Below are 21,795 nucleotides of genomic sequence, written 5' to 3'. Positions count from 1 at the left end.
GGCTCAGGCGATGACGACCAGCGGCTGGTCGTATTCGACCGGCTGGGCGTTTTCGACGAGGATCGCCTTGACCGTTCCCGAGGCGGGCGCGGAAATGGCGTTCATGACCTTCATTGCCTCGACAATGAGAAGCGTGTCGCCTTCCTTCACTGTCTGGCCGACGCTGACGAACGGGGGGCTGCCCGGCTCGGCGGAAAGATAGACGGTGCCGACCATCGGCGACTTGATTGCATTGGCGTCAACCGCGGGAGCGGCCTCGGCCGCCGGGGCGGGAGCGGGTGCCGCAGCGGGCGCCGGTGCGGCGGCCGCGGGAGCCGCGGCCAGGAACTGGGCCGCAGCGGGGGCTGCGGAGACGGCGCGCGAAACGCGGATCTTGCGATCCCCGTCCTCGACCTCGATCTCGGTCAGGCCGGTCTCGCCCAGAAGTTCGGCCAGTTCGCGCACGAGTGCGCTGTCGATGGCCATGGCGCCGCCGTTGGCGGAGCCGGTAGTCTTGTCGTCATTGCGGGACTGCTTGTCGTCGCCCATTGGTTCCTCGCGAAACTATCGCCACAGGCGGTCGCTATGGGCGGGGCGGTGCGGGCTGGCAAGGGCTCGCGGGTTATTTCCCCGCCAATCCTGCGGCGGCCTGAAGCGCGACGAGATAGCTGTCTGCGCCGAAGCCGGCGACAGTGCCCTTCGCGGCCATGCCGACGTAACTATGGTGGCGGAATGCCTCGCGCGCGGCGGGGTTGGACAAATGAACCTCGATCACCGGAACCGCGATCGCCTTGATCGCATCGTGAATCGCGACGCTGGTGTGGCTGAAGGCGCCGGCATTCAGCAGCACGGCAACAGCCCCGGTCGCCTGAGCTTCGTGGAGCCAATCCACCAGGTGTCCTTCATGATTCGACTGACGCATGTCGATCTCAAGGCCCAGCTCGCGGCCACGGTCCTCAAGCCGGCCGGCGATGTCGTCCAGCGTGTCATGGCCGTAAATCTCGGGCTCGCGCGAACCGAGCAGGTTAAGGTTGGGGCCGTTGAGGACAAAGATGCGTGACATCGGCGCGGACCTTCATGGCAAGTCGCTGGAACCCAGCCTGATAGCGCGCCACGCGGTCCACGCAAGCAATGGCGGGCTGCGAGCCGGTTCGTCGTGCGCCGGTCGCGGCGGCGCCAGCAAACGGCTTACGTTTCGACCTGCTCGGGCGTGGTCGCCTCGTCATCGGTCGGCTCATCGGGCGCCACCTCGTCGTCGGGCGCCGGTTCTTCCTCGACAACCATCGGCGCGCTGCCGCTGTTGGCGACCTTGGCGGCCCGTTCAGCTGCGGCCTGCGCCTTTTCGGCCCGCATCGCCGCGTTGTTGGCCTCGGCCACCTTGCTCTGCAATTCAGCGTCCGCCGAGCGCGATCCGCAGCCCGCTAGGGCCAGGCTTCCGGCAATCAGCGCAAGCAGCGGGCGCCGCATGGACATTGTCGATCGGGTCACGTGAAAGTTCCTTGTTTCGCGCACTGGACTAACAGCAAACACTTACCGAAAACTAACCATGCGGCGTCCGGGGGAAATCAGCGGTCCACGCCCGCGACTTTGCCCCACTGGCGGGCCACGGTGTATCCCAGGTAACCGGTGCCGAAGAGGGCATAGAGAGGTTCGGGCAGCCCGTTGAGATAGTCGTTCATTCCGTGGGCGATGGTGCGCGCGGACGCGGGCTCGAACGCGGCGAGGATTCCCATCGGGAGTGCCCACAGGATCATCGCGTACATCACGTAGAGGAAGCTCGGGCGGGCGCGGCTTGTCCAGGGATCGCTGGATTGCGCCTCGGCGACGATGGCGGAAAGGCGCGCCTGGATCGTGGCGAGTTCCTGCGTGCCTTCCAGCCGGAGCAGCTCGAGCTTAGCTTGCTCGCGCGCGGCCTTGTCCGGGATCACCTTGTCGATGATGGCGGCGAGCGGGCCGACCACGGCATCGAATATGGGCATGTCAGTTTCCTCCGTATTTCCAGAACAAGGAGTGAACCATATCGGTTCGTTGTAGGAAATTGAAATCTGCAAGCGGAGCCTCCGTGGGCGCAATTGACAACCCGTGGAGCAGAGCGCAGCCTTCAGCCCGGATCGCATCGGGGTGGGCACGAAACAGGGGAGACCCGGCGATGCGCGAAGCCGTGAGCGAGACGGGCCGTTCGGCGATGCGCAAGGCGCTGTGGCGAATCGTGCCACTGGTCGCGCTGGCCTACCTGTGTGCCTACACCGACCGCGTCAACGTGGGCTTCGCCGCCGCTCAGATGAACGCCGACCTGGGCTTCAGTGCAACGGTTTACGGCCTCGGCGGCGGCCTGTTCTTCCTTGGATATGCGCTGTTCGAAGTGCCTTCGAACCTGGCTGCGGTACGTTACGGCTCGCGGACCTGGCTGGCACGGATCATGGTGTCCTGGGGCCTGCTTTCGGCGGCGATGATGTTCGTCGCCACGCCGTGGCAGTTCTACACCGTGCGCTTCTTGCTCGGTGTCGCCGAGGCGGGCTTTTATCCAGGCGTCATCTTCTATTTTTCGCACTGGTTTCCGCCATGCCATCGTGGCCGCGCCGTCAGCCGGTTCTATGTCGCCAGCCCGCTTTCCTCGGTCTTGCTCGGCGCGGTTTCGGGCTGGTTGCTGGCTCTCGACGGCACCGCTGACCTGCAGGGTTGGCAGTGGCTGTTTCTCGTCCAGGGACTTCCGTCGGTACTCGTCGGGGTACTCGTCTGGCGGCTGCTACCCGAACGGCCCGCCGCCGCAACGTGGCTGAGCGAAGACGAAAATGCCTGGATCGCGGGCGAACTGGCGCGCGAGCAGGCACACATCGGTCAACCGACCCACGACGGCATCACGGCGGCATTGCGCAACCCGCGCGTACTTCAAGTTGGCATGCTCGGCGCGCTCCTGATCGGGTCGATAACGACACTGATCCTCAACGCTCCGCTCATCCTTTCATCCGCTACGGGACTGAACACGGGAGCGGTGGGTTGGATCATAAGCGGGGGAGGGCTCATTGGCGCCGCTATCATCATCTGGGCCGGAAACACTGCGGATCGCCGCAACTCCAGGTTTCCCGACTCGCTGGTCTACAGCGTGCTGCTGACGGTCGCATTCATCGTGCTGGCGCTCTCGCCCTCGGCGATTGTCGCGATCGGGGCGTACCTGCTCTTCGCGACGGCCTGCTTCACCGTCCCCATGCTGACTTCGTCCGGCTGGGCGGAACTGCTTTCGGCGCGCGAACTGGCGGTCGGCGCGGCGGCCATCAATACGCTGTCGCAGATCGGGGCGTTCGTGACGCCTTTCGCCTGGGGCGTGCTGAAGGATGCCACCGGCGATTTTCGCGCGGGCCTGTTGCTGCTGGCGGCGCTCGCGCTGGGGCTGAACCTGATGCTGTGGCAGTTGTGCCGGCAGCTCCGCAGCCGCCCTGAACTGGCACTGGCCGCCTGATCCGCAAAGCTCGAAGAATTGGTCGGGACGAGAGGATTCGAACCTCCGACCCCCACACCCCCAGTCGCATTGTCTTAATCCAAGAAAATGAGATATGTGACTGAAAAATAATGATAAAGTAAGTCGCGATTTCCTTCTCTGAGAAGAGATTGCTTGCGAGAGTGGTGCATTTGTTCTTACTATGTTCACTGTCGTTTCGGCGTTTTGCACCACCAGTGCACCACCAGAATCTTATCTCAGAAGGCTCCGAGCATGCGCGTCGCACTTACACGAGACTTCGTAAAAAAGCTCGAGGCCACGGGCAAGCCTGAGGATTATCGGGACACCCGGCTCAAGGGGCTGGTGCTAAGGGTTCTGCCGAGCGGAGTGAAATCCTGGTATTGCGAATATGCACGAGGAAAGCGCGTTTGGCTTGGTCGGGCCGATGCGGTGGGGTACTCGGAGGCGACCCAGGCGGCGCAGACCATTCTGTCGGACTTCTATCGCGGAATCGACCCTGTTGAGGCACGTCAGACACCGGTTGAGATCCCAACGCTGAAAGGGTTTCTCGACGGTGACTACGGAACTTGGGCCAAGGCTAACCATCGCGCTTCGGCCCAGAATCTTGCTCGCCTGAAGACCGCGTTTAAGGAATTCTTGGGCCGCAAACTGGACCAATTGACGGTGCTCGATCTGGAACGCTGGCGCGGAGAGCAGGTCGAAAAGGGACTGAGTCATGAAACCATCAATCGCGACATTTCGTCGATAAAGGCCTGCCTGAACCGCGCGGTTGACTGGGAAGTCTTAGATCGCAACCCCCTCGCCAAGGTCAAGAAGGCGCGGACCGATGACCGCATCAAGGTCCGCTACCTGACAGAAGATGAAGAGGGTCGACTTCGTGCTGCGCTGGATAACCGGGAGGAGCGTCGCAGGTCTTCTCGGGAGTCAGCCAACGCTTGGCGGAAGGCGAGGGGAAGCGAACTACTGCCAGACCTCCGCGATCAAGCGTTTACGGATCACCTCAAGCCACTCGTACTGCTGTCGCTGAACACCGGGGCCAGGCGAGGTGAGCTGTTTGATCTCAGTTGGGACAATGTGAACCTGAAGCGACGCGTTCTGACGATCACCGGGACTACCGCCAAATCGAAGCGTACGCGACACATTCCACTGAACAAGGAAGCCACTGCAGTCCTTACGTTGTGGCAAATGCAGTCGGAAGAGGAAGACGGCCTCTTGTTCCGGAACTCCGACGGGAATCGCTTCGACCGGGTAAACTCATCCTGGCGTCGGCTTTTGAAGGACGCGCAGGTCACTGGCTTCCGGTGGCACGATATGCGCCATCATTTCGCTTCGAGATTGGTCATGGGCGGAGTCGATTTGAACACGGTTCGGGAGCTCTTGGGCCATAGCGAGTACGAGATGACGCTTCGGTATGCCCACCTAGCTCCCGAGCATAAGATGAAGGCAGTTGAGGTGCTCGATAAAAGGCGTGCCGGGTGAGATTCACAGATACCGCTACCAGAAACCTATTGCCGGTAAATAAACTACCGCTGTCAGACTGCTGGGAGCCGCAAAGATCTACGAGTTTGATCAATATGTCTATGCGATGATCCAAACAAGGCTCAAAGCGGATCACAAATTATGGCACATTTGGAGGCGGGCAAGACAGAACCAAATCGCGAGATCTAGCGTAGTGCTGCTGCACCCGAAAAGCTCGATCAATCCGTAAGATGCGTATCCATAAGGCGGAATGCATTCAGATTTTGGAGCGGAGTATTTCCACAGGATCAAGGCATCACAGTGCTATTGGGCTTCCTCGGTTCAAATCTCAGCCGGTAATGCGCGCTACTTCATCAAGCAATTTGCGAGCATGCTCCTTCCGGCAGATCAGCAGGTCAGGCATGTAGGTATCGGCCTGGTTGTAGACGAGCGCTGTGCCGTCGGCGCGACTGACGTGGAGCCCGTGCGCAGCGGCAACCGCCACCGGGGCGCACGAGTCCCATTCGTATTGGCCGCCGGTGTGGAGGTAGATCTCGGCTTCGCCGCGCACCACCGCCATTGCTTTGGCCCCGGCCGAGCCCATCGCGACGAGCTCGGCGCCGACCGCTTCGGCCACTGCGACCGCCTCGCGCGCAGGGCGCGTGCGGCTGACGAGCATGCGCGGGGTTGCTGCGGCGGGGGGCAGCGTCGCCGGCTGGTCCGAACGCAGCACCACGCCCAGGCCCGGCAGCGCCACCGCGCCCACCGTCGCGACGCCATCCACCGCCAGCGCGACGTGGACCGCCCAGTCGGTGCGCTCCTCGCCATATTCGCGCGTGCCGTCGACCGGGTCGACGATCCAAACGCGGCTCTGGCCCAGCCGCGCTTCGTTATCCTTCTCCTCCTCGGACAGGAGCCCGTCCTCGGGCCGCTGCGCGCGAAGCGCGTGGCACAGGAACTGGTTGGCGGTCTGGTCGCCCGCCTTGCCCAGCGCCTTGTCGGAGAACACGCCGCTGGCGCGCACCTCGATCAAGAGGCGGCCGGCAACTTCGGCGAGGTGCGCGGCGAGTTCGGCGTCGGTCATGTTTGATCCCTCACGTATCTTCCTGTCATCCTGAAACAAGTTCAGGATGACGAACCCTGGAAGGGGTCGTCACTTCAACGGCATCAATTGGCGGATGATGTACTCCGCCGCTTCTTCCGCGGTCATCTCGCTGGTGTTCACCCTGATCTCGGGCGAGAGCGGCGGCTCGTAGGGGCTGTCGATCCCGGTGAAGTTCTTGAGCTGCCCGGCGCGCGCCTTCTTGTAGAGGCCCTTCACGTCGCGCGCCTCGGCCACCTCGAGCGGGGTGTCGACGTGAATCTCGACGAACTCGCCCTCGGGCAGCATCTTGCGTACCATCTCGCGCTCGGCGCGGAATGGGCTGATGAACGCGGTGAGCACGATCAGGCCGGCATCGCACATCAGCTTGGCCACTTCGCCCACGCGACGGATATTCTCGATGCGGTCGGCCTCGGTGAACCCCAGGTCCTTGTTGAGCCCGTGGCGGACGTTGTCGCCGTCGAGCAGGAAGGTGTGGCGGTTCATGATGTTGAGCCGCTTTTCCACCTCGTTGGCGATCGTCGACTTGCCCGCGCCCGAAAGCCCGGTGAACCACAGCACGCGCGGCGTCTGGTTCTTGAGCCCGGCGTGGTCGGCGCGGGTCACGTCGCTCGGCTGCCAGTGGACATTCTGCGCCCGGCGCAGGCTGAAGTGGATCATCCCCGCGGCCACGGTGGCGTTGGTCAGCTTGTCGATCAGGATGAAGCCGCCGAGCGTCCGGTTCTCGGCATAAGGCTCGAAAACCAGGGGCTTGTCGGTGGCGATCTCGGCCACGCCGATCGCATTCAAGTCGAGCGTCTTGGCCGCGAGGTGCTCCATCGTATTGACGTTGACGACGTACTTGGGCGCCTGGACCGTGGCCGAGACGGTCTGCGTCGCGAGCTTGAGCCAGTAGGCGCGGCCCGGGATCATCGCGTCGTCGGCCATCCACACCAGCGTCGCCTCGAACTGGTCGGCGGCCTGGGGCGGATGGTCGGCCGCGGCGATGACGTTGCCGCGCGAGCAGTCGATCTCGTCGGCGAAGGTGAGCGTGACCGACTGGCCGGCCACGGCCTTGTCGAGATCACCATCCAGTGTCACGATGCGGGTGACCGTGCTGGTCTTGCCCGAAGGCAGCACCCGCACCGCGTCGCCCGGCTTGACGATGCCGCCGGCAACCAGGCCGGCGAACCCGCGAAAGTCGAGGTCGGGCCGGTTGACCCACTGGACCGGCAGGCGGAACGGCTTGTCGGCATCGACCGATGACAGCACCTCGACCGTCTCGAGATGGTCGACCAGCGTCGGCCCGTCATACCAGGGCGTGCTCGCCGAGCGCGTGGTGATGTTGTCGCCCTTGAAGCCCGAGATCGGCATCGCGGTGAACGCCTCGATCCCGATGCTTTTCGCAAAGGCGGCATAATCGGCCACGATCGCGTCGTACCGCGCCTGGTCGTAGCCGATCAGGTCCATCTTGTTGACCGCGAGCACCACGTTGCGGATGCCGATCAGGTGGCACAAGTAGCTGTGCCGCCGCGTCTGGACGAGCACGCCCTTGCGCGCGTCGACCAGGATCACCGCAAGGTCGGCGGTGCTGGCGCCGGTGACCATGTTGCGGGTGTACTGCTCGTGACCGGGGCAATCGGCGACGATGAACTTGCGCTTCTCGGTGTTGAAGAAGCGGTAGGCGACGTCGATCGTGATGCCCTGCTCACGCTCGGCCGCCAGGCCGTCGACCAGCAGCGCGAAGTCGATCTCCTGGCCTTGCGTGCCGACTTTCTTGCTGTCCGCCTGGAGCGCATCGAGTTGGTCCTCGAAGATCATCTTCGAATCGTAGAGCAGCCGCCCGATCAGCGTGGACTTGCCGTCATCGACCGACCCGCAGGTGATGAAGCGCAGCATCGTCTTGTGCTGGTGCTGGTCCAGGTAGGCGTCGATGTCCTCGGCGATGAGGGCTTCGGTCTGGTAGACGGGTTCGGTGGTGGTGTCGGTCATTGCGATCTCCGATCCCCCGCGAAGGCGGGGGTCTCAGGCCGGAAAGGATGCGGCTGGCGGCACGAGGTCCCCGCCTGCGCAGGGACACGGGTGAGGCCTAGAAATACCCCTGCTGCTTCTTCACTTCCATGCCGGCGCCCCCGGCGTCCTTGTCGATCACCCGGCCCTGCCGCTCGCTGGTGGTGGTGAGCAGCGTTTCCTGGATCACCTCGGGCAGTGTGCTCGCGGTGCTCTCGACCGCGCCGGTCAGCGGGAAGCAGCCGAGCGTGCGGAAGCGGATCGAGCGGTTGGTGATCTCCGGACGATAGCCGAGCACTTTCTCGAGCCGCTCGATGTCGTCCGCCATGAACAGGCCGCCTTCCCACTCGAACGTCGGGCGCTCGGCGGCGAAGTAGAGCGGCACGATCGGCACATCGTTGAGGTGGATGTACTGCCAGATATCGAGCTCGGTCCAGTTCGAGATCGGGAACACGCGGATCGATTCGCCCTTGTTCTTGCGGGCGTTGTAGAGGTTCCACAGCTCGGGCCGCTGGTTCTTCGGGTCCCAGCCGTGGCTGGCGGTGCGGAAGCTGAAGATGCGCTCCTTGGCGCGGCTCTTCTCCTCGTCGCGCCGCGCGCCGCCGAAGGCCGCGTCGAAATTCCACTTGTCGAGCGCCTGCTTCAACCCTTCGGTCTTCCACATGTCGGTGTGGAGCGGGCCGTGGTCGAACGGGTTGATCCCGCGCTCGGCCGCCTCGGGGTTGTGATAGACCAGCAGTTCCATGCCGCTGTCGCGCGCCATCCGGTCGCGCAGCTCGTACATCGCCTTGAACTTCCAAGTGGTGTCGACATGCAGCAGCGGGAACGGCGGCGGCGCCGGATAGAACGCCTTGCGCGCCAGGTGCAGCATCACCGCGCTGTCCTTGCCGACCGAATAGAGCATCACCGGCCGCTCGGCCTCGGCCACGACCTCGCGCATGATATGGATCGCCTCGGCCTCGAGCCGCTGCAAGTGCGTCAGCACCGATCGATCCGCCTTCTCGCTCATTGCTATCGTCTCCCCCGGCTCATGCGGTGAAACTGCTCATGCCGAGTCGTGCTTGACCCTGTATTTCCCATATGGGAGCTAGATCCGATGGTTCTGTTTTCCGGCGATCGACGCGAGCTTCTTCTGCCGCTGCAGACCGGCGTGCATGAAGACCCGGCCTTTACCCGGTTTCTCGCTCGCCTGCGCGCGCGGACCGGGGCGCAGCGCGTGGTTCTGTTCGCCGGACCGCCCGCCGGCACGGAAGCCCTGCTCGCCGAGCAGGCAGCAGAGCACTCGCTCGCCCCGCTAAGCGCCGCACAGCTCGACGAAGCGATCGCACTGCCGATCAATGCCTTGCGGCCCGGCCGGGTCTACGCCCTCGCCGAACTTCCGCTCGACAGTGATTCTGAGCAGGTAGAGCGCCGCGCCGAACTGGGAATCGCCCACGCTCGCCTGCTCCGCGTCGCGCCTCGTGACGATCTCAACGGCTGGCTGTTGCTGTTCCACGCGAACCAGGAGTTCGCCGCCGCGGACAGCGCGCTGCTTTCCGCGATCGCCCCGCACCTTGCGGCCGCTCTCGAGACGCGCGCGCGGATTGACGAACTCACCCTGCGCACCCGGATCGCCGAAGACGCGCTCGCCCGGCTCGGCATTGCGCAGGCTGCGCTTGGCGTTGATGGCCGGCCGATCGTGGCAGATGCCGTGATGCGACTGCCGCGGATGCCGCTGGCCGAGGCAACATCCGCCAGAGAACCGCGACTTGTCGGACTAGGCGGAGACGCGCTGCTGCTCCGCCCTTTCGCGACTGCCGGATGTCCGCTCGCCCCGTGCGCCACCATTGCAGCGACCCGTACTCCACGCCGTAACAACCACGCCGCCGCCAGGGCGCTACTTGCCCGCCTCCACGGCCTCTCCCCGCGCGAGGCTGCCCTTGCCGATGCGCTTTCACGCGGCGAGCCGTTGGTTGCGGCCGGCGTTGCGCTTGGCCTCACGCCCGAGACGACGCGCAACTATTCCAAGCGGATCTACGCCAAGACGGGTACAACTGGCCAAGCGGATCTCGTCCAGATGGTGCTCAATGGACTCGCGTTGCTTGCATAACCGTAGCGCTATGATCGAGGACACCCCCTGATCGGGTCCTCTGAATTTCGACACCATCGATCACGCCCAAAGCGATTCGTCACTGAGCTGTTGGCGGCGCTACCGACCTACCGAACGGTTCCACCCTGCGCTGACGTCAGCATAGCTCATCGGACCGTTCAGGTCGTTGCTGCGCACCGCGGCACGCCCTCGGGGCCGATCGCAGCAGCGCTGTGTCAGACGGTTTTTTTACTTTCGGTGCGACGGTCCTCGCGGATCAGTTCTGCCGCGCGCATCGCCATGCCCATCGTGGGCGCATTGGTGTTGCCGGCGACCATTTCCGGGAACACCGAGCAATCGATCACGCGCAGCCTGTCGATCCCGCGCAGCCGCAACCGGCCATCAAGTGGGGCGGAGTTGTCGCGGCCCATCCGCACCGTCGCGGTCGCATGGTAGCCGGCGCCGCCGAAGCGGTGGAACAGGTCGAGGATCTCATCGTCGCTCTTCGCGGCGGCGGTGAACGATGTCTCCCCGGTCACGAAGGGCTGGATCGGCGGTTGGGCCATCAGCTGGCGCACGAAGCGGAACTGGCCCACGACTGCCCGCCGGTCGTACTCGTCGGCGAGGAAGTTGGGATCGATCGCCAGCATCGCGGCGGGATCGGGACTGGTCACCAGCACGTGCCCCTCGCTGCGCGGACGCAGGGTCATCGCGTAGACCTGCATCCCCGGCTCGCTCTCCATCGCGAGGCCCTTCGAAGGGTCGAGGCTGTAGGGCGCGAACATGAGCTGGCTGTCGGGCCGCTCGCTCTCGGGCAGCACCTTCACGAAGGCGGCCGCTTCCGAAGATCCGTAGCTCATCGTGTTGTTTCGACCGGCGACATGGCGCGCCACGTTCGCCAGGAGGCGGGCACCAGTGAACTGGTTGTTCGAACTGTCGCGCATGTTGCGAAGTCGCCAGTTCATCATCACCAGCGTGTGCTCGCGCATGTGGTGACCCACGCCCGGACAGTCGAGCGCGACGGGGATCCCGGCCGACCTCAGGTCTTCCGCTCCGCCGATGCCGGAAAGCTGAAGGATGCGCGGCGAGCCGAGCGCGCCGGCCGAGAGGATCACTTCGCCCGCGCAACGGTATTCCACCGGCGTTCCGTCATCCCGAACCCCGGCGATACCTACCGCGCGCCGATCCTCGATCAGCACGCGATCGGTGCGGATGCCGGTTTCAACCCGGAGGTTGGGTCGCTGGCGGGCGCGCCTGAGGAAACCCTTGGCTGCCGAAACGCGCTGTCCCTTCGCGTCGATGTTCCACTGCAGCGGGCCGATGCCTTCCTGGCGCGGATCGGAATGGTCGGCCTTGACCGGCAGCCCCATCGCCCGCCCGGCCTCGAGCCAGGCCTTGAGCAGCGGGGAGGGGGCAGGGTGGGACTTGATCGGAATCGGTCCACCCGTGCCGCGATCCTCGCTCGCGCCGGAAGCGTGATCCTCGATTGAGTTGAAGATGCGCCGCATGTGCTGCCACGACCACTGGTCACCTGCCAGTTCAGCCAGCCGGTCATAGTCTGCCGCGACGCCGCGGTTCCAGACCATGCCGTTCACCCCGCTCGACCCGCCGAGCATCTTGCCGCGCACCCAGACTTCCTGACCGGCACCGTCCTCTCGTGTGCGGACGGTAGGAAAGAAGTGGGCTGTAGTGGGGTCCGACAGCGTCTTCCCGAAGCCCTTGGGCATGTTGATCACGAACGTGTCGCCCGACCGGCCTTCCTCCACCAACATGACGTTGCAACTGGGGTCCGCCGAGAGTTGGTCGGCCAGGACACAGCCGGCTGATCCGGCACCCACGATGATATAGTCGAAGTCTTCCATGGCTGATTGTCTGTGGAGCATGCTTTGCAATGGCAAGCGCAATCGCGCGTACTATTGGTTCACCCAAAGTTGGATCACGCCTGCGATCCCTTGCCGCCCACGTGCGCGGTTCCAGGAGCAGGACTTTCTTCTATTTGCGGCCTGGGGCCGCCAGATCGCCTCGTGGACCTTCAAGCTCCACTTGGCGTGGATGGACCCCGACCAGCTTGCAATATTGTTGGCTCCTGCGCGAGACGCGCATCCGGTCGAGCCAGCACGCCGTGCTTGCGCGCGACGTCCGCGACCGACGTAAATTCGTCATAAGGGGTCATCGGTTCACTGTAGGCGCCGAGTTCGCCAATCTGACCGAAGTGATCGGCAATATCCTCAACACTGGGCGGCTCTATCCCTGCGGGAGCAAACCAGCCTTCTGCTGCACAGATACCGACGCGAGCATAGCGGCCGCTGTTCGACGAATATACTCCGTGCGTGGCGGTACAGGCTTCGCTCACCAGATAGAGCGCTAGCGGTGTGTTAAACTCGGGCATCAGGCGCCCCTCACTTGCCGAGAAATCCGCGCTTTGAACGGAACGTGCGAATTCGGGTATCTCCATGAATCCCGGCGCCATTTCGCCCTGCAGCCGCGAAGACGCGGTCGGCAGTATGACGTTCGACTGGATGCCGTAAGCCGATCCTTCGAGTGCGATAACGTTTGACAGCCCGAGCATCGCGCCCTTGCCAGCAGCATAATTCGCCTGCCAAGCATGGCCGAACATGGCCGATGCGGAGCCCGTGAACAACATGCGGCCGTAGCCGCGCGCGCGCATGGCTCGATAGGCGGGCTGACCCACGTAGAATGCGGACTTCAGGTGAACGTCTAGAATGGAGTCGATCTGCTCGTCTGTCAGATCCTCAAAGCGATTATTGCGCAGGAAGCCGGCATTGCTGATCAGGATGTCAATTTGCCCCCATGTGTCGAGCGCGGTTTGGACGATCGCAGCGCCGCCAGCGCGGCTCGCCACGCTGTCCGTATTGGCGACTGCTTCGCCGCCGGCAGCGCGGATATCTTGAACCACGAGATTGGCTGCGGTGGCTGATGAGCCGCTGCCTGACGCACTGCCGCCAAGGTCGTTGACGACGACCCGGGCACCGCGCCGGGCTAGTTCCAGTGCATAGGTACGGCCCAAACCATTTCCAGCGCCGGTCACCACCGCGACTCGGCCTTCGAAGCTTATCTTCGTCATCCCTGCCTCTTCCCGTTCACTTTGTCGTTCACGAGAGCGCTAGGGCTGCCAGGCACACTGTAAAGCCGCGACGTTGCGCGATCACAGGCTCGATGGCTTTCCCGTCTTGCTGTCCGCCCTAGAGTTTGCGGAACATCCTTCCTGTCAACCGTGCGAAGGTCTCAAGGCCGTCCACGTCGAGCATCAACCGCTAGAAATGATGAGCGAGCGGCGTGTGGCGTCAAAAAATTGTCGAGTACCCTTACTAGGGAGGCTACAGTGCAACTGCGGGTATTCGGACGAGTTGGGCGGGACGGTTCGCGGTCAGCTTCGTCTTGCAGGCGCCTCGAATTCCCAATGGCGGTGGCGCAGCCAGAAACCGCAGCGCATGGCGAGTCTGCCCCCAAAGCACTCAGGGGTCCGTCAGCGACTGGGTCATCTCGTACATCATGTTGCCGAAAGACTCCGGACTTGTTCTGCCTCGTGTCGCTCTGCCGGTCTCTAGCCATGAAGCGGCTGACGCTTGAACCCTCACCGAACAGCGGGGCGGCCAGCTGCAAATCGATCGACGCAAATGTGCGGTGGACCATGTCATCGAATTACCGGGGCGAGTTACCCCATGCGATCGTCTGCCGTAGGCCATGAACCTCGTCTCGATCGCCGAACCGTAGGGGGCTGCGAGCGCCTTATGCCAGTCACTGGACTGCGCTGATCGGCAGCGCGATTAGTTGGGCACGCTGGTGTAATTCATCTGCAAGTTTCCTGTAGACGGATGCTCCGGCATCTTACCGAAAAGGTTTGGCAATTCCGGACGGCGCCGCGAAGGGAGAAGCACACGGCATGGGTTTCGAGTCTAGGAAACTGCGGGCAAGCATTACGACTGGTAACGCCGCCAAAACGCTGAATTCGGTCGGTACTTGGGTGCGCGCAGAACGTGATCGGAAAGCCAGAACGATTCGCTTTTATCAGGCGAACATCTGCTTTGCGCGCCGGGTTCGGCCGGAAGATGAAAACAGGCGGGCCGAACAAGTGGGGGAGCAATGACCGATCTGACCGAGCGAGGGCTGGAGCTATTTGCCGAACTTATGGGGCCGGAGGCGGCCGATGCTATGAGGGCGAGCATGGAGGAGACGGGCTTCGGGGCACCCATTGCCAAGCTCGCTGCGGATGTTGCCTTTGGCAACGTCTGGGCCCGCGACGGCCTTGAGCGCAAGCAGCGCAGCCTCGTAGTGATCGGCATTCTCATCGCGCAAAGGCAGAGCCAGGAGCTCAAAAACCACATCCGCATCGGCCTAAATAACGGGCTTACCGCCCGCGAAATCCAAGAGGCGACGATCCAAGCGATTCCCTATGTGGGGTTCCCCGCAGTCGCCTCCGCGACCAGCGCGATTGTCGAGGTCCTGCGAGAGCGGAACCTCGACGACGGAGCGACGACGCCCGAAGATCGCGGCCTCTTGTGAGCCAGAGGGGGCCAAGAAGCTTGTGCTGTACAGGTTGCTCCGGTGTCCCGGTGCCTGGATCGCCATTGCGCTCGGTTTTGATGGCAGCATGGCTGTCCCAAGGTGTATCCGACTTACTCCAACTATCTGAAACCGTGAGATCCGAAGCGGGCATGATGCGTCTGCTCGATCATGCCCGCTTCGGCAAAACTATCTGTCAGATACCTCTGTTTGGCTTTGAACACATCCCCAGACCGCCGCACAGGGCACAGGCTACCGCTTGGCACAGGGTGCCCCTGCCGGAGTCGTATTGCCCATGCGATGGATCACCACGTGCGCGAGGTCTGATATTGTCCGACGGAAGCGTAGAGATAAACCGGTTGACCGTGCATCTAGCTTTGCAGCCCGTCGGAGACCGAGTATGACTGTCAGTGCAGAAGGCGAAGGTCTCAGGATTGAGATTGAGAGCGGGGTCGCGACGCTCACGCTCGACATGCCTTCAACCCGCAATGCCTTCGGCAGCGAGATTGCAGAAGAGTTCACAAAATTCTTCAAGGACGCGAACACCCGCCAAGACGTGCGATCCATCCTGATCCGGAGCACCGGCGATCGCGACTTCTGTCTTGGCGGGGCTGCCAGCAGAAATCCCACTGAGCCCCCGCGGACCACGATCGATTATCGCTTCGTGTCGACGCCCCACATTGAGATGTTCAAGGCCATGTGGGAGCTAGAACGCCCTGTGGTCAGCCAAGTACAGGGCACGGTCGCCGGCGTTGGCTGGCTGCTGGCATTACTAGCGGATATGGTCGTCGCGGCCAAGGGAAGCCGCTGGACTCATGTTTTCGTCAGGCGCGGAATGATTCCGCACGCGGGCGACTCGTTTTACTTGCCTCGCATCATCCCGCTGCACCGGCTCAATGAGATTGCTCTGCTCGGGGACACTGTCACGGCGGATACGCTCAGCGAATGGGGCCTGATCAATCGCTTGGTCGCCCGCGAGCAGCTTGAAGAGACTGCGATAAGTCTCGCGCGGCGGCTAGCCGAGCAGCCGACGCGCGGGCTTGGCCTTGCGAAGCGACATTATCGTCGTTCGCTCGAAGCGGACTGGGCCACGATGCTACGGGAAGAAATGGCTGGACAGGCCCTGCTAACCACCTCCGCAGATCGCAACGAAATCATCGCCGCTTCGGCTGAATGTCGCAAACCACTGCTGACCGGAGACTGAGAAAGAGGCACACCTTTCAGTTCGCTCTTAATGCTGGTCAGACCCACCCAATGCCGCGAACTTTCGCTGACTTGTTGGGTTTCGCCTAACCGGGCCGCGATTTCCAGCGATCCCGGCACCGTTGCCGAACTGGGTGAGCGCCTCGTGCGCCAACGGGCAGCAGACCGTCTTCGCCACCGAAGTGAGCAAAGCCTCCCTGTCCCACTGCAAGATCATACGCAAGTCGATCACTTTGGCCGAGTTCGCGATCGACGAGCCACCTCTTCCGGCTTTCCCAAGGCGGCTAGGTCAGGACTGACACCGACGCCGGATCGAAGGCGGGAAGGGCTTCGCCGTTGCGGAGTTTGCGGACCCAGTTAGGGTCCTGAAGGATCGCCCGTCCGACCGACACAATGTCAAACTCGCCTGCCTCGAACCGGCGCAATGCCAGCCCAAGGTTGTTCGTCGGTTCGGCAACGACATCGTCGGATTCGTATTTGCCCGAGCGCAAGCCGATGCCGCCGACGGCGCCGGTCAGCTTGCCCGTCAGCTTCTTGGCCCAGCCGGCCAGTGAAAGCGGCCCGTGTTCGGGGAACGCGGGCGTATCGAAATAACGCACACTGGCGTCGAACAGGTCGACGCCAGCATCAGCGATCGGGCCAAGGATCGCTTCGAGTTCCTGCGGCGTGTCTGCAAGGCGCGCCCGAAAGTCCTGTTGCTTCCATTGGGAGAAACGAAAAATGAGTGGGCGATCCTCGCCGATCGCAACACGGCAAGCCCGGACCACCTCCACGGCGAAGCGGGTACGTTCGGTTGCGCTACCGCCCCACGGCGGCGCGCGGCGATTGGTCTCGGACCAGAGAAAGGAGTCTATGAGGTAGCCATGGGCACCGTGCAGTGCGAGTCCGTCAAAGCCAGCTTCCACCGACGCCTGCGCGGCCTCGCCGAATCCCGCAACCACGTCGGCGATGTCTTCGTCGGTGGGAACCGGCATCGGCGCGGCGGAGATGATTTGGGCTTGCTTAAGGTAATACCCAGCGGCTTTCGCAGGATCGCCGTATCGACCAGATGGTGAGAACGCCGGAGCCTGGCCGTTGGGCAGCCGCATCGGTCCCTGGTGCCAGAGCTGCGGTATGATGTGTCCACCGGCCGCGTGTACGTCTTCAACCACTCGAGCCCATGCCACCACCTTATCTTCGCCGTCGAACAGTGGCAGGTTGCTTTCGCCAAGACCGGTATCGCCTACTGCCGCTGGGTGTGCAGTGCCGATCGCCTCAGTAACGAGCAGTCCGGCGCCGCCCTCCGCACGGCGGCGGTAATATCCGGATACGTCCGGCCCGGGTAGGTTGTCAGGGCAGAAGCCCCGCGTCATCGGCGCCATGACAAGTCGGTTGGCGATCGTCAGTCCGCGAATCGTAAGCGGCGTAAACAGGGGCTCGAGTTCCGCGGGAGAGGGAGAGGCGATCTGCATGTCCAAGCTGAGTCTCCGCTGCCAAGATTTGCGAGGTTGTACGGCCGATCTGCTCGCGGCTCCGCCGGCCTGCCGTCGAGACTTCTGCAACAGATGGGGTGGCCAAATCTTTGCCCAACTGCTTGATTGATGGTTGCGATTTGCTGGGACTCCGGTCGTCGAGAGCCGCTCTCGCTTGTCGCTTTGGTAATCAGAAATTTTCTGGCTGAAATTGCCCCACTGGCGTGAAGCAATGTAGCCGGATGCTTGAACGCGAAAGCTCACCTCAGAAACGCGACTGCACTTACGTGCGCATACCTCTCCGCCTACCCCCCAATTCCCATGGCGGCCTCCCCGGACCGGCACAAATCGAGGCTCAATCCCCGGGCGTCTGATGATTTTGCAGGCTGAGGACGACGTCGGCGGAAAGCCACTTTATCGCTCGCCCGAGCTGCTCAGCTTGCCAGTCGGGCACGTACCGCTTGGGCTTGTCGCATGATGTTGGCAACGAGCTCAGCGCAAGTCGGAATGTCGTGGATCAAGGCCTGGCTTTGGCCGCTAGTCCAGACTCCTCCATCGAGATCGCCGTCGCGAAGCACGTTTTCTCGACCACGGGCGCCCGCCATGAGTTCCTTCACATCCTCGAACGGGCGGGTTGGGTCTCGCTGGATCGAGGCGACCTGTTCGGAGATTGCGTTGCGGGCGACGCGCGCCGTGTTACGCAGGCTTCGGCCCACCAGCACGGTGTCGAGCTCGGTGTTGTCGACAATCTTCTGCTTCACGTTGGGGTGGATCTTGGCTTCCTGCGTCGCACAGAACCGCGTTCCCATATTGACTGCATCGGCGCCCAAGGCGAGCGCCGCCACCAGGCTGCGTCCGTCCGCCATGCCGCCCGAGGCGATGATTGGGGTATTAGGCAGGGCATCGACTGTTGCGGGCAAAAGCACCACCAGGCCAACGTCGTCCTCGCCGGGATGGCCGGCGCATTCGAAACCATCGATGCTGATGATGTCCACGCCCTTGCGCACGGCGGAGACCGCGTGGCGCACGCTCGTGCACTTGTGGATGACTTTGACGCCGGTCTCCTTGAACCGAGGCAAGTGATCGGTCGGCGCGCGGCCGGCGGTTTCGACGATCTTGACCCCGCTATCGATGATCGCCTCGCGGTAGTCATCATAGGGGATCGGGTTGATCGAAGGCAGCAGCGTCAGGTTAACGCCGAATGGCTTGTCGGTCAGCGACCTCGTCTTCTCGATCTCGGCAAGCAGTGCATCGCCAGACGGGAACATGTGCGCGGTGATAAAGCCCAGCGCACCGGCATTGGAAACCGCCGCAACCAGTTCGCCGTAACCGACCCCGGTCATGCCGCCCATCAGGATCGGCGTCTCGATCCCGAACATCTCCGTAATCTTCGTCCTGATCATATCACATCACCTCTGTTGCGCGATTGGCCGGAACAACTGGTGCTATTTTCGAACCCGCACGAATCCATCACCGAATGGCTCGTCACGGTTCTTGAGCGCTTCTTTCAGGCCGTGTTCCGCCATGTCCGACTTGAACCGAGTTCGGCGAGGGCCGCTCGCGAGGTGCGCGCGCGCGTCCATCTCCGCCGCAAGCCGCTGGATCGTATTCGCACCCATCTGTTCCAGGGCCAGGTTGACGATCCGCTTTTGCGCCGCGAGCAGTTCCTGATCGACCGCCGCAATCCGGCGGGCCAGCGCATCCACCGCGGCGTCCAGCTCCTCTGCCGGCCAGGATTCAAGCGCGAGCCCGACCTTGACCGCATCGGCGCCACTCATCTTGTCTCCGGTGAAGAGCATGCGCTTCGCCCACTGCGGTCCGCAGTGGTAGATCCACATGTGCGCCGGAGGTGACCCATTGGCGCGTGTAGCAGGGAAGCCGAACCGGGCATCGTCCGCCACGATTACCAGGTCACAGGAGAGGGCGATGTCGGTGCCGCCGGCGAGGCAGTTGCCGTGAACTTTGGCAATCACCGGTTTGTGGATGGCCGGGATAACCAGCGCATGCTCCTGCGTACGTTCCATCGAAAAGCAGTCGTCGTCAAAGCGCTGGCCCGCCTTTCGATACTGGTAGTTGCCGATCTCGGTCTTCTCGCCGCGACCCTCATAAGCCTGATCGAGATCATACCCGGCGCAGAAGTCTTTGCCGGCGCCACACAGCACAATGGCGTTCACGTCCATCCGATCGTCAGCCTCGAGCAGCGCCTCGCGCATTTCGCGCAGCATCGGTGCATTCAGCGAATTGCGCTTCTCCGGGCGATTGAAGGTGATCGTCGCGACGGCGTCGTCGACATCGAATAGCAGGTACTGCGGTTCGTAGAGCCACTTGCCGCGATAGTCCGTCATGGGATCTCCTCTCCCCCCATTACAGGGGAACTATCGCTGACTTTGCCTCGCCCTTCGAGCCGAGGAAAGCGCTCGTCGGGCTGATCGCATGCTTGATTTCATCGTCCCCGTGCGGGGACTGTGCGCGATGGCATGGCATGGGAGCATTTGGAACGGCTTCTAGGAGGGCCCTCGTGAACAGGCTCGAAGGCAAGGTCGCGATCGTTATGGGCGCCACGCGCGCGGGCAACATGGGCCAGGCGATCGCGCGGCGGTTCCTGGAGGAGGGCGCAAAGGTGGTCGTTTCCGGACGATCCGCCCAGGGACTCGAGGCATTCGCCGCGCAAACCGGCGCGACGGCAATGCCTGCTGATGTTGCGGATCGTGCGGCGGCGTTCGGGCTTTTTGACGAGGCACAGCGGGTCTTCGGCCAGGTCGACATCGCCGTCAACGCCGCGGCAACCGGCCAGTACGGTCCCTTCGAGGCGATGACCGAGGCCGAGATCGATCAAATGCTCGCGATCATATTCAAGGGTGGCATCTGGTTCATGCAGGCCGCGATAGGTGCGCTGCGGGTGGCTGGCGGAGGGGCGATCGTAAATGTGTCATCAGCGGTCGCGGACATCATGTTTGAGAACCATGTAGCATACATGGGCGCCAAGGCCGGACTAAACCACATGACTCGCGCGGTTGCCAATGAGTTCGGTAAAGACGGTATACGCGCCAACATCCTGTCGCCCGGTCTCACCGAGACTCCGATGCTGAACGGAAATTTCACACCGGCGATGATTGCCGCTTTTGCTCGAGAATATCCCTTGGGGCGGATCACAACCGTCGAGGACGTGGCAAATGCCGCGCTGTTCATGGCCGGCGACGAATGCTTCATGACCGGCCAGACGTTCCACGTCACCGGTGGCTTGACCCTGCGGCGCAATCCCACCGCCGCAGAAATCCTGGCCGCGGCAACTGGCCAGAGCTGAAGGAGCGAAAGTGGAAAATTGGAGCGACTACGTTGACCTGCTCAAGCCGGCGGGTGACATATTCGGCAGCGGCACCGCACCAGTTGACGAAGCGCTGCGCGCGACCCTGTACCGGCAATTCGCAATGAACCTTTCGCAGGGCTACATGCTGATTTGCCAAACGGATCCACGCTATCCCGAGTGGGTGCCGTTCGAGAACTCGACCTTCCTCCTTCAGCCAAATCCCGACGCGGTTTACTACTACACTGCGGTGGACGGAGCGGGCACCTATCGCGTCACGGGTGAGCGCGGCAATTCGCCGGTCGCCGGCTTTGCAGTGGGCAATCGCATCATCGGCATGTCCGAAGCCTTCGGCAAGGGTTTCGGGAATTACGACCTCGACGACCTGACGATCGCAGCCGATGGCTCATTCGAGGTGCTGTTCAGCGCCGAACGGCCAGCAGGCTGGAGCGGCGACTGGCTGCGGCTCGATCCGGAGGCGGACTTCATCATGGTGAGGCAGTTCTCGTACGACTGGGGCCGCGAGACCGACCTGCGCCTCGCGATCGAGCGTCTCGACCCGCAACCGGCCAAGCCGCCTGTCAGCCCCGAGGAACTCGATCGGCAACTGCGGCAGTTGTTCGGGACCTATGTCCGGCGCCTCTCCCAGATCGGCATCGGCGCCGTGAAGGCGGCGCACGACAAGGGATTGGTAAACGCCTGCGGACTGACAACCTTCCAGGATCTCGGCAACGGTCAGGACTGGCCACAGGCATATTACGAGGCGGTCTTCGACATCGGCCCGGATGAAGCGCTCGTGCTGGAGACCGATCTGCCCGAAACCCGGCCTTACTGGAACATCCAGGTGATTGATGGCCTGTGGAATCAGATGGAGGTGCTTTACCGTCAAACCAGCCTCAACGGCCATACCGCGCGGATCGACAGCGACGGCCGCTTCCGCGCCGTGCTTGCGCACGAGGACCCGGGCTATGTCAACTGGCTTGACACCTGCGGGCGCGGCTACGGGATGATGATAGGGCGCTGGTATCGCTGCAGCAGTCTTCCCACGCCGCAAATCAAGCGGATGAAGCTGGCGGAAGTCGCTGGCTACCTGGGTGGCCGCAGCGCGCTGATCACGCCGGAGGAGCGGTCTGTCGCTATGCGCGATCGCCTGATCGGTGCACAGCTTCGCCGACGTTGGTAGCACTCGAACGTGCGATCGCGTCTGCGATCACTGAGTGCTTCGGACCACAATTTCTCCCTCCTCGATCCCAGCAGGCG

Annotated in this window: 21 protein-coding genes; 8 read left to right on the top strand and 13 right to left on the bottom strand. The window is 63.0% G+C overall.

What is annotated here, in order from left to right; translation table 11 throughout:
- Positions 1-3 precede the first annotated feature (3 nt).
- The 4 genes from accB to ACFO0A_RS06610 all read right to left on the bottom strand — a co-directional run bounded on the left by accB (position 4) and on the right by ACFO0A_RS06610 (position 1,958).
- Positions 4-465: an acetyl-CoA carboxylase biotin carboxyl carrier protein gene (accB, locus tag ACFO0A_RS06625; protein WP_379538464.1), complete on the bottom strand. Its 462-nt coding sequence runs from the start codon at positions 463-465 to the stop codon at positions 4-6.
- Positions 466-601: 136 nt separating this feature from the next.
- Entirely contained in the window at positions 602-1,042 is a 441-nt protein-coding gene (aroQ, locus tag ACFO0A_RS06620; RefSeq protein ID WP_379538224.1) for a type II 3-dehydroquinate dehydratase, read from the bottom strand.
- A gap of 125 nt (positions 1,043-1,167) precedes the next feature.
- Complete coding sequence (locus ACFO0A_RS06615; protein WP_379538223.1) at positions 1,168-1,452, bottom strand: hypothetical protein; 285 nt, start codon at positions 1,450-1,452, stop codon at positions 1,168-1,170.
- Between the two features lie 92 nt (positions 1,453-1,544).
- Positions 1,545-1,958 carry a holin family protein gene (locus ACFO0A_RS06610; protein WP_379538222.1) on the bottom strand — a complete coding sequence of 138 codons (414 nt, stop codon included), beginning with the start codon at positions 1,956-1,958 and terminating at the stop codon, positions 1,545-1,547.
- Positions 1,959-2,128: 170 nt separating this feature from the next.
- On the opposite strand from ACFO0A_RS06610, the gene ACFO0A_RS06605 reads away from it, so the two are divergent.
- Positions 2,129-3,436: an MFS transporter gene (locus ACFO0A_RS06605; RefSeq protein WP_379538221.1), complete on the top strand. Its 1,308-nt coding sequence runs from the start codon at positions 2,129-2,131 to the stop codon at positions 3,434-3,436.
- 252 nt (positions 3,437-3,688) lie between these two features.
- A complete protein-coding gene (locus ACFO0A_RS06600) occupies positions 3,689-4,915 on the top strand; it encodes a tyrosine-type recombinase/integrase (protein WP_379538220.1) in 1,227 nt (408 codons plus the stop codon).
- 328 nt (positions 4,916-5,243) lie between these two features.
- Here ACFO0A_RS06600 and ACFO0A_RS06595 read toward each other — a convergent pair whose 3' ends face one another.
- The 3 genes from ACFO0A_RS06595 to cysD all read right to left on the bottom strand — a co-directional run bounded on the left by ACFO0A_RS06595 (position 5,244) and on the right by cysD (position 8,994).
- The gene (locus ACFO0A_RS06595) at positions 5,244-5,978 is read right to left on the bottom strand and encodes a 3'(2'),5'-bisphosphate nucleotidase CysQ (protein WP_379538219.1); all 735 of its coding nucleotides are present in this window, start codon (positions 5,976-5,978) and stop codon (positions 5,244-5,246) included.
- Between the two features lie 69 nt (positions 5,979-6,047).
- The gene (gene cysN, locus ACFO0A_RS06590) at positions 6,048-7,967 is read right to left on the bottom strand and encodes a sulfate adenylyltransferase subunit CysN (RefSeq protein WP_379538218.1); all 1,920 of its coding nucleotides are present in this window, start codon (positions 7,965-7,967) and stop codon (positions 6,048-6,050) included.
- A gap of 97 nt (positions 7,968-8,064) precedes the next feature.
- A complete protein-coding gene (cysD, locus tag ACFO0A_RS06585) occupies positions 8,065-8,994 on the bottom strand; it encodes a sulfate adenylyltransferase subunit CysD (RefSeq protein ID WP_379538217.1) in 930 nt (309 codons plus the stop codon).
- Positions 8,995-9,081: 87 nt separating this feature from the next.
- Here cysD and ACFO0A_RS06580 point away from each other — a divergent pair, with 87 nt between their 5' ends.
- Entirely contained in the window at positions 9,082-10,074 is a 993-nt protein-coding gene (locus ACFO0A_RS06580; RefSeq protein WP_379538216.1) for a helix-turn-helix transcriptional regulator, read from the top strand.
- Between the two features lie 215 nt (positions 10,075-10,289).
- Here the strand turns inward: ACFO0A_RS06580 and ACFO0A_RS06575 are convergent, their stop codons facing one another.
- Entirely contained in the window at positions 10,290-11,915 is a 1,626-nt protein-coding gene (locus tag ACFO0A_RS06575) for a GMC family oxidoreductase (protein ID WP_379538215.1), read from the bottom strand.
- Positions 11,916-12,085: 170 nt separating this feature from the next.
- The gene (locus tag ACFO0A_RS06570; protein ID WP_379538214.1) at positions 12,086-13,138 is read right to left on the bottom strand and encodes an SDR family NAD(P)-dependent oxidoreductase; all 1,053 of its coding nucleotides are present in this window, start codon (positions 13,136-13,138) and stop codon (positions 12,086-12,088) included.
- A gap of 819 nt (positions 13,139-13,957) precedes the next feature.
- Here ACFO0A_RS06570 and ACFO0A_RS06565 point away from each other — a divergent pair.
- The 3 genes from ACFO0A_RS06565 to ACFO0A_RS06555 all read left to right on the top strand — a co-directional run bounded on the left by ACFO0A_RS06565 (position 13,958) and on the right by ACFO0A_RS06555 (position 15,781).
- Positions 13,958-14,161, top strand: a complete 204-nt coding sequence (locus tag ACFO0A_RS06565) for a hypothetical protein (protein WP_379538213.1) — start codon at positions 13,958-13,960, stop codon at positions 14,159-14,161.
- Entirely contained in the window at positions 14,158-14,577 is a 420-nt protein-coding gene (locus ACFO0A_RS06560; RefSeq protein ID WP_379538212.1) for a carboxymuconolactone decarboxylase family protein, read from the top strand. Before ACFO0A_RS06565 ends, ACFO0A_RS06560 begins: the two co-directional genes overlap by 4 nt.
- A 400-nt stretch (positions 14,578-14,977) precedes the next feature.
- Positions 14,978-15,781: an enoyl-CoA hydratase/isomerase family protein gene (locus tag ACFO0A_RS06555; protein WP_379538211.1), complete on the top strand. Its 804-nt coding sequence runs from the start codon at positions 14,978-14,980 to the stop codon at positions 15,779-15,781.
- Between the two features lie 27 nt (positions 15,782-15,808).
- Here ACFO0A_RS06555 and ACFO0A_RS06550 read toward each other — a convergent pair whose 3' ends face one another.
- The 4 genes from ACFO0A_RS06550 to ACFO0A_RS06535 all read right to left on the bottom strand — a co-directional run bounded on the left by ACFO0A_RS06550 (position 15,809) and on the right by ACFO0A_RS06535 (position 19,576).
- On the bottom strand, positions 15,809-16,012 hold the full coding sequence (locus ACFO0A_RS06550) for a hypothetical protein (RefSeq protein ID WP_379538210.1): 204 nt from the start codon (positions 16,010-16,012) through the stop codon (positions 15,809-15,811).
- Positions 16,013-16,064: 52 nt separating this feature from the next.
- Entirely contained in the window at positions 16,065-17,231 is a 1,167-nt protein-coding gene (locus tag ACFO0A_RS06545) for an oxidoreductase (RefSeq protein WP_379538463.1), read from the bottom strand.
- A 434-nt stretch (positions 17,232-17,665) separates the two neighbouring features.
- Positions 17,666-18,634, bottom strand: a complete 969-nt coding sequence (locus ACFO0A_RS06540; RefSeq protein ID WP_379538209.1) for an NAD(P)H-dependent flavin oxidoreductase — start codon at positions 18,632-18,634, stop codon at positions 17,666-17,668.
- A 42-nt stretch (positions 18,635-18,676) separates the two neighbouring features.
- The gene (locus ACFO0A_RS06535; protein WP_379538208.1) at positions 18,677-19,576 is read right to left on the bottom strand and encodes a crotonase/enoyl-CoA hydratase family protein; all 900 of its coding nucleotides are present in this window, start codon (positions 19,574-19,576) and stop codon (positions 18,677-18,679) included.
- 137 nt (positions 19,577-19,713) lie between these two features.
- Between ACFO0A_RS06535 and ACFO0A_RS06530 the strand changes: the two genes are divergently transcribed.
- Together ACFO0A_RS06530 and ACFO0A_RS06525 are read left to right on the top strand one after the other, a co-directional pair.
- Positions 19,714-20,535 (top strand): SDR family NAD(P)-dependent oxidoreductase, encoded by an 822-nt coding sequence (locus tag ACFO0A_RS06530; RefSeq protein ID WP_379538207.1) that lies wholly within the window; start codon positions 19,714-19,716, stop codon positions 20,533-20,535.
- Between the two features lie 10 nt (positions 20,536-20,545).
- Positions 20,546-21,718 carry a DUF1214 domain-containing protein gene (locus tag ACFO0A_RS06525; protein ID WP_379538206.1) on the top strand — a complete coding sequence of 391 codons (1,173 nt, stop codon included), beginning with the start codon at positions 20,546-20,548 and terminating at the stop codon, positions 21,716-21,718.
- Positions 21,719-21,795: the final 77 nt, after the last annotated feature.

Origin of the sequence: Novosphingobium tardum (assembly GCF_042652045.1) — a bacterium.
Lineage (GTDB): Bacteria > Pseudomonadota > Alphaproteobacteria > Sphingomonadales > Sphingomonadaceae > Novosphingobium > Novosphingobium tardum.
This window is presented reverse-complemented; position numbering and strand designations above follow the sequence as displayed.

What these genes read in the sequence shown, in the direction of transcription:
- ACFO0A_RS06605 (WP_379538221.1), top strand. Translation starts at nt 2,129, where the DNA reads ATGCGCGAAGCCGTGAGCGAGACGGGCCGTTCGGCGATGCGCAAGGCG.
- aroQ (WP_379538224.1), bottom strand. Translation starts at nt 1,042, where the DNA reads ATGTCACGCATCTTTGTCCTCAACGGCCCCAACCTTAACCTGCTCGGT.
- ACFO0A_RS06535 (WP_379538208.1), bottom strand. Translation starts at nt 19,576, where the DNA reads ATGACGGACTATCGCGGCAAGTGGCTCTACGAACCGCAGTACCTGCTA.
- ACFO0A_RS06615 (WP_379538223.1), bottom strand. Translation starts at nt 1,452, where the DNA reads ATGTCCATGCGGCGCCCGCTGCTTGCGCTGATTGCCGGAAGCCTGGCC.
- ACFO0A_RS06565 (WP_379538213.1), top strand. Translation starts at nt 13,958, where the DNA reads ATGGGTTTCGAGTCTAGGAAACTGCGGGCAAGCATTACGACTGGTAAC.
- ACFO0A_RS06570 (WP_379538214.1), bottom strand. Translation starts at nt 13,138, where the DNA reads ATGACGAAGATAAGCTTCGAAGGCCGAGTCGCGGTGGTGACCGGCGCT.
- accB (WP_379538464.1), bottom strand. Translation starts at nt 465, where the DNA reads ATGGCCATCGACAGCGCACTCGTGCGCGAACTGGCCGAACTTCTGGGC.
- ACFO0A_RS06595 (WP_379538219.1), bottom strand. Translation starts at nt 5,978, where the DNA reads ATGACCGACGCCGAACTCGCCGCGCACCTCGCCGAAGTTGCCGGCCGC.
- ACFO0A_RS06555 (WP_379538211.1), top strand. Translation starts at nt 14,978, where the DNA reads ATGACTGTCAGTGCAGAAGGCGAAGGTCTCAGGATTGAGATTGAGAGC.
- ACFO0A_RS06575 (WP_379538215.1), bottom strand. Translation starts at nt 11,915, where the DNA reads ATGGAAGACTTCGACTATATCATCGTGGGTGCCGGATCAGCCGGCTGT.
- ACFO0A_RS06580 (WP_379538216.1), top strand. Translation starts at nt 9,082, where the DNA reads ATGGTTCTGTTTTCCGGCGATCGACGCGAGCTTCTTCTGCCGCTGCAG.
- cysN (WP_379538218.1), bottom strand. Translation starts at nt 7,967, where the DNA reads ATGACCGACACCACCACCGAACCCGTCTACCAGACCGAAGCCCTCATC.
- ACFO0A_RS06600 (WP_379538220.1), top strand. Translation starts at nt 3,689, where the DNA reads ATGCGCGTCGCACTTACACGAGACTTCGTAAAAAAGCTCGAGGCCACG.
- ACFO0A_RS06530 (WP_379538207.1), top strand. Translation starts at nt 19,714, where the DNA reads ATGGGAGCATTTGGAACGGCTTCTAGGAGGGCCCTCGTGAACAGGCTC.
- ACFO0A_RS06560 (WP_379538212.1), top strand. Translation starts at nt 14,158, where the DNA reads ATGACCGATCTGACCGAGCGAGGGCTGGAGCTATTTGCCGAACTTATG.
- ACFO0A_RS06610 (WP_379538222.1), bottom strand. Translation starts at nt 1,958, where the DNA reads ATGCCCATATTCGATGCCGTGGTCGGCCCGCTCGCCGCCATCATCGAC.
- cysD (WP_379538217.1), bottom strand. Translation starts at nt 8,994, where the DNA reads ATGAGCGAGAAGGCGGATCGATCGGTGCTGACGCACTTGCAGCGGCTC.
- ACFO0A_RS06545 (WP_379538463.1), bottom strand. Translation starts at nt 17,231, where the DNA reads ATGCAGATCGCCTCTCCCTCTCCCGCGGAACTCGAGCCCCTGTTTACG.
- ACFO0A_RS06540 (WP_379538209.1), bottom strand. Translation starts at nt 18,634, where the DNA reads ATGATCAGGACGAAGATTACGGAGATGTTCGGGATCGAGACGCCGATC.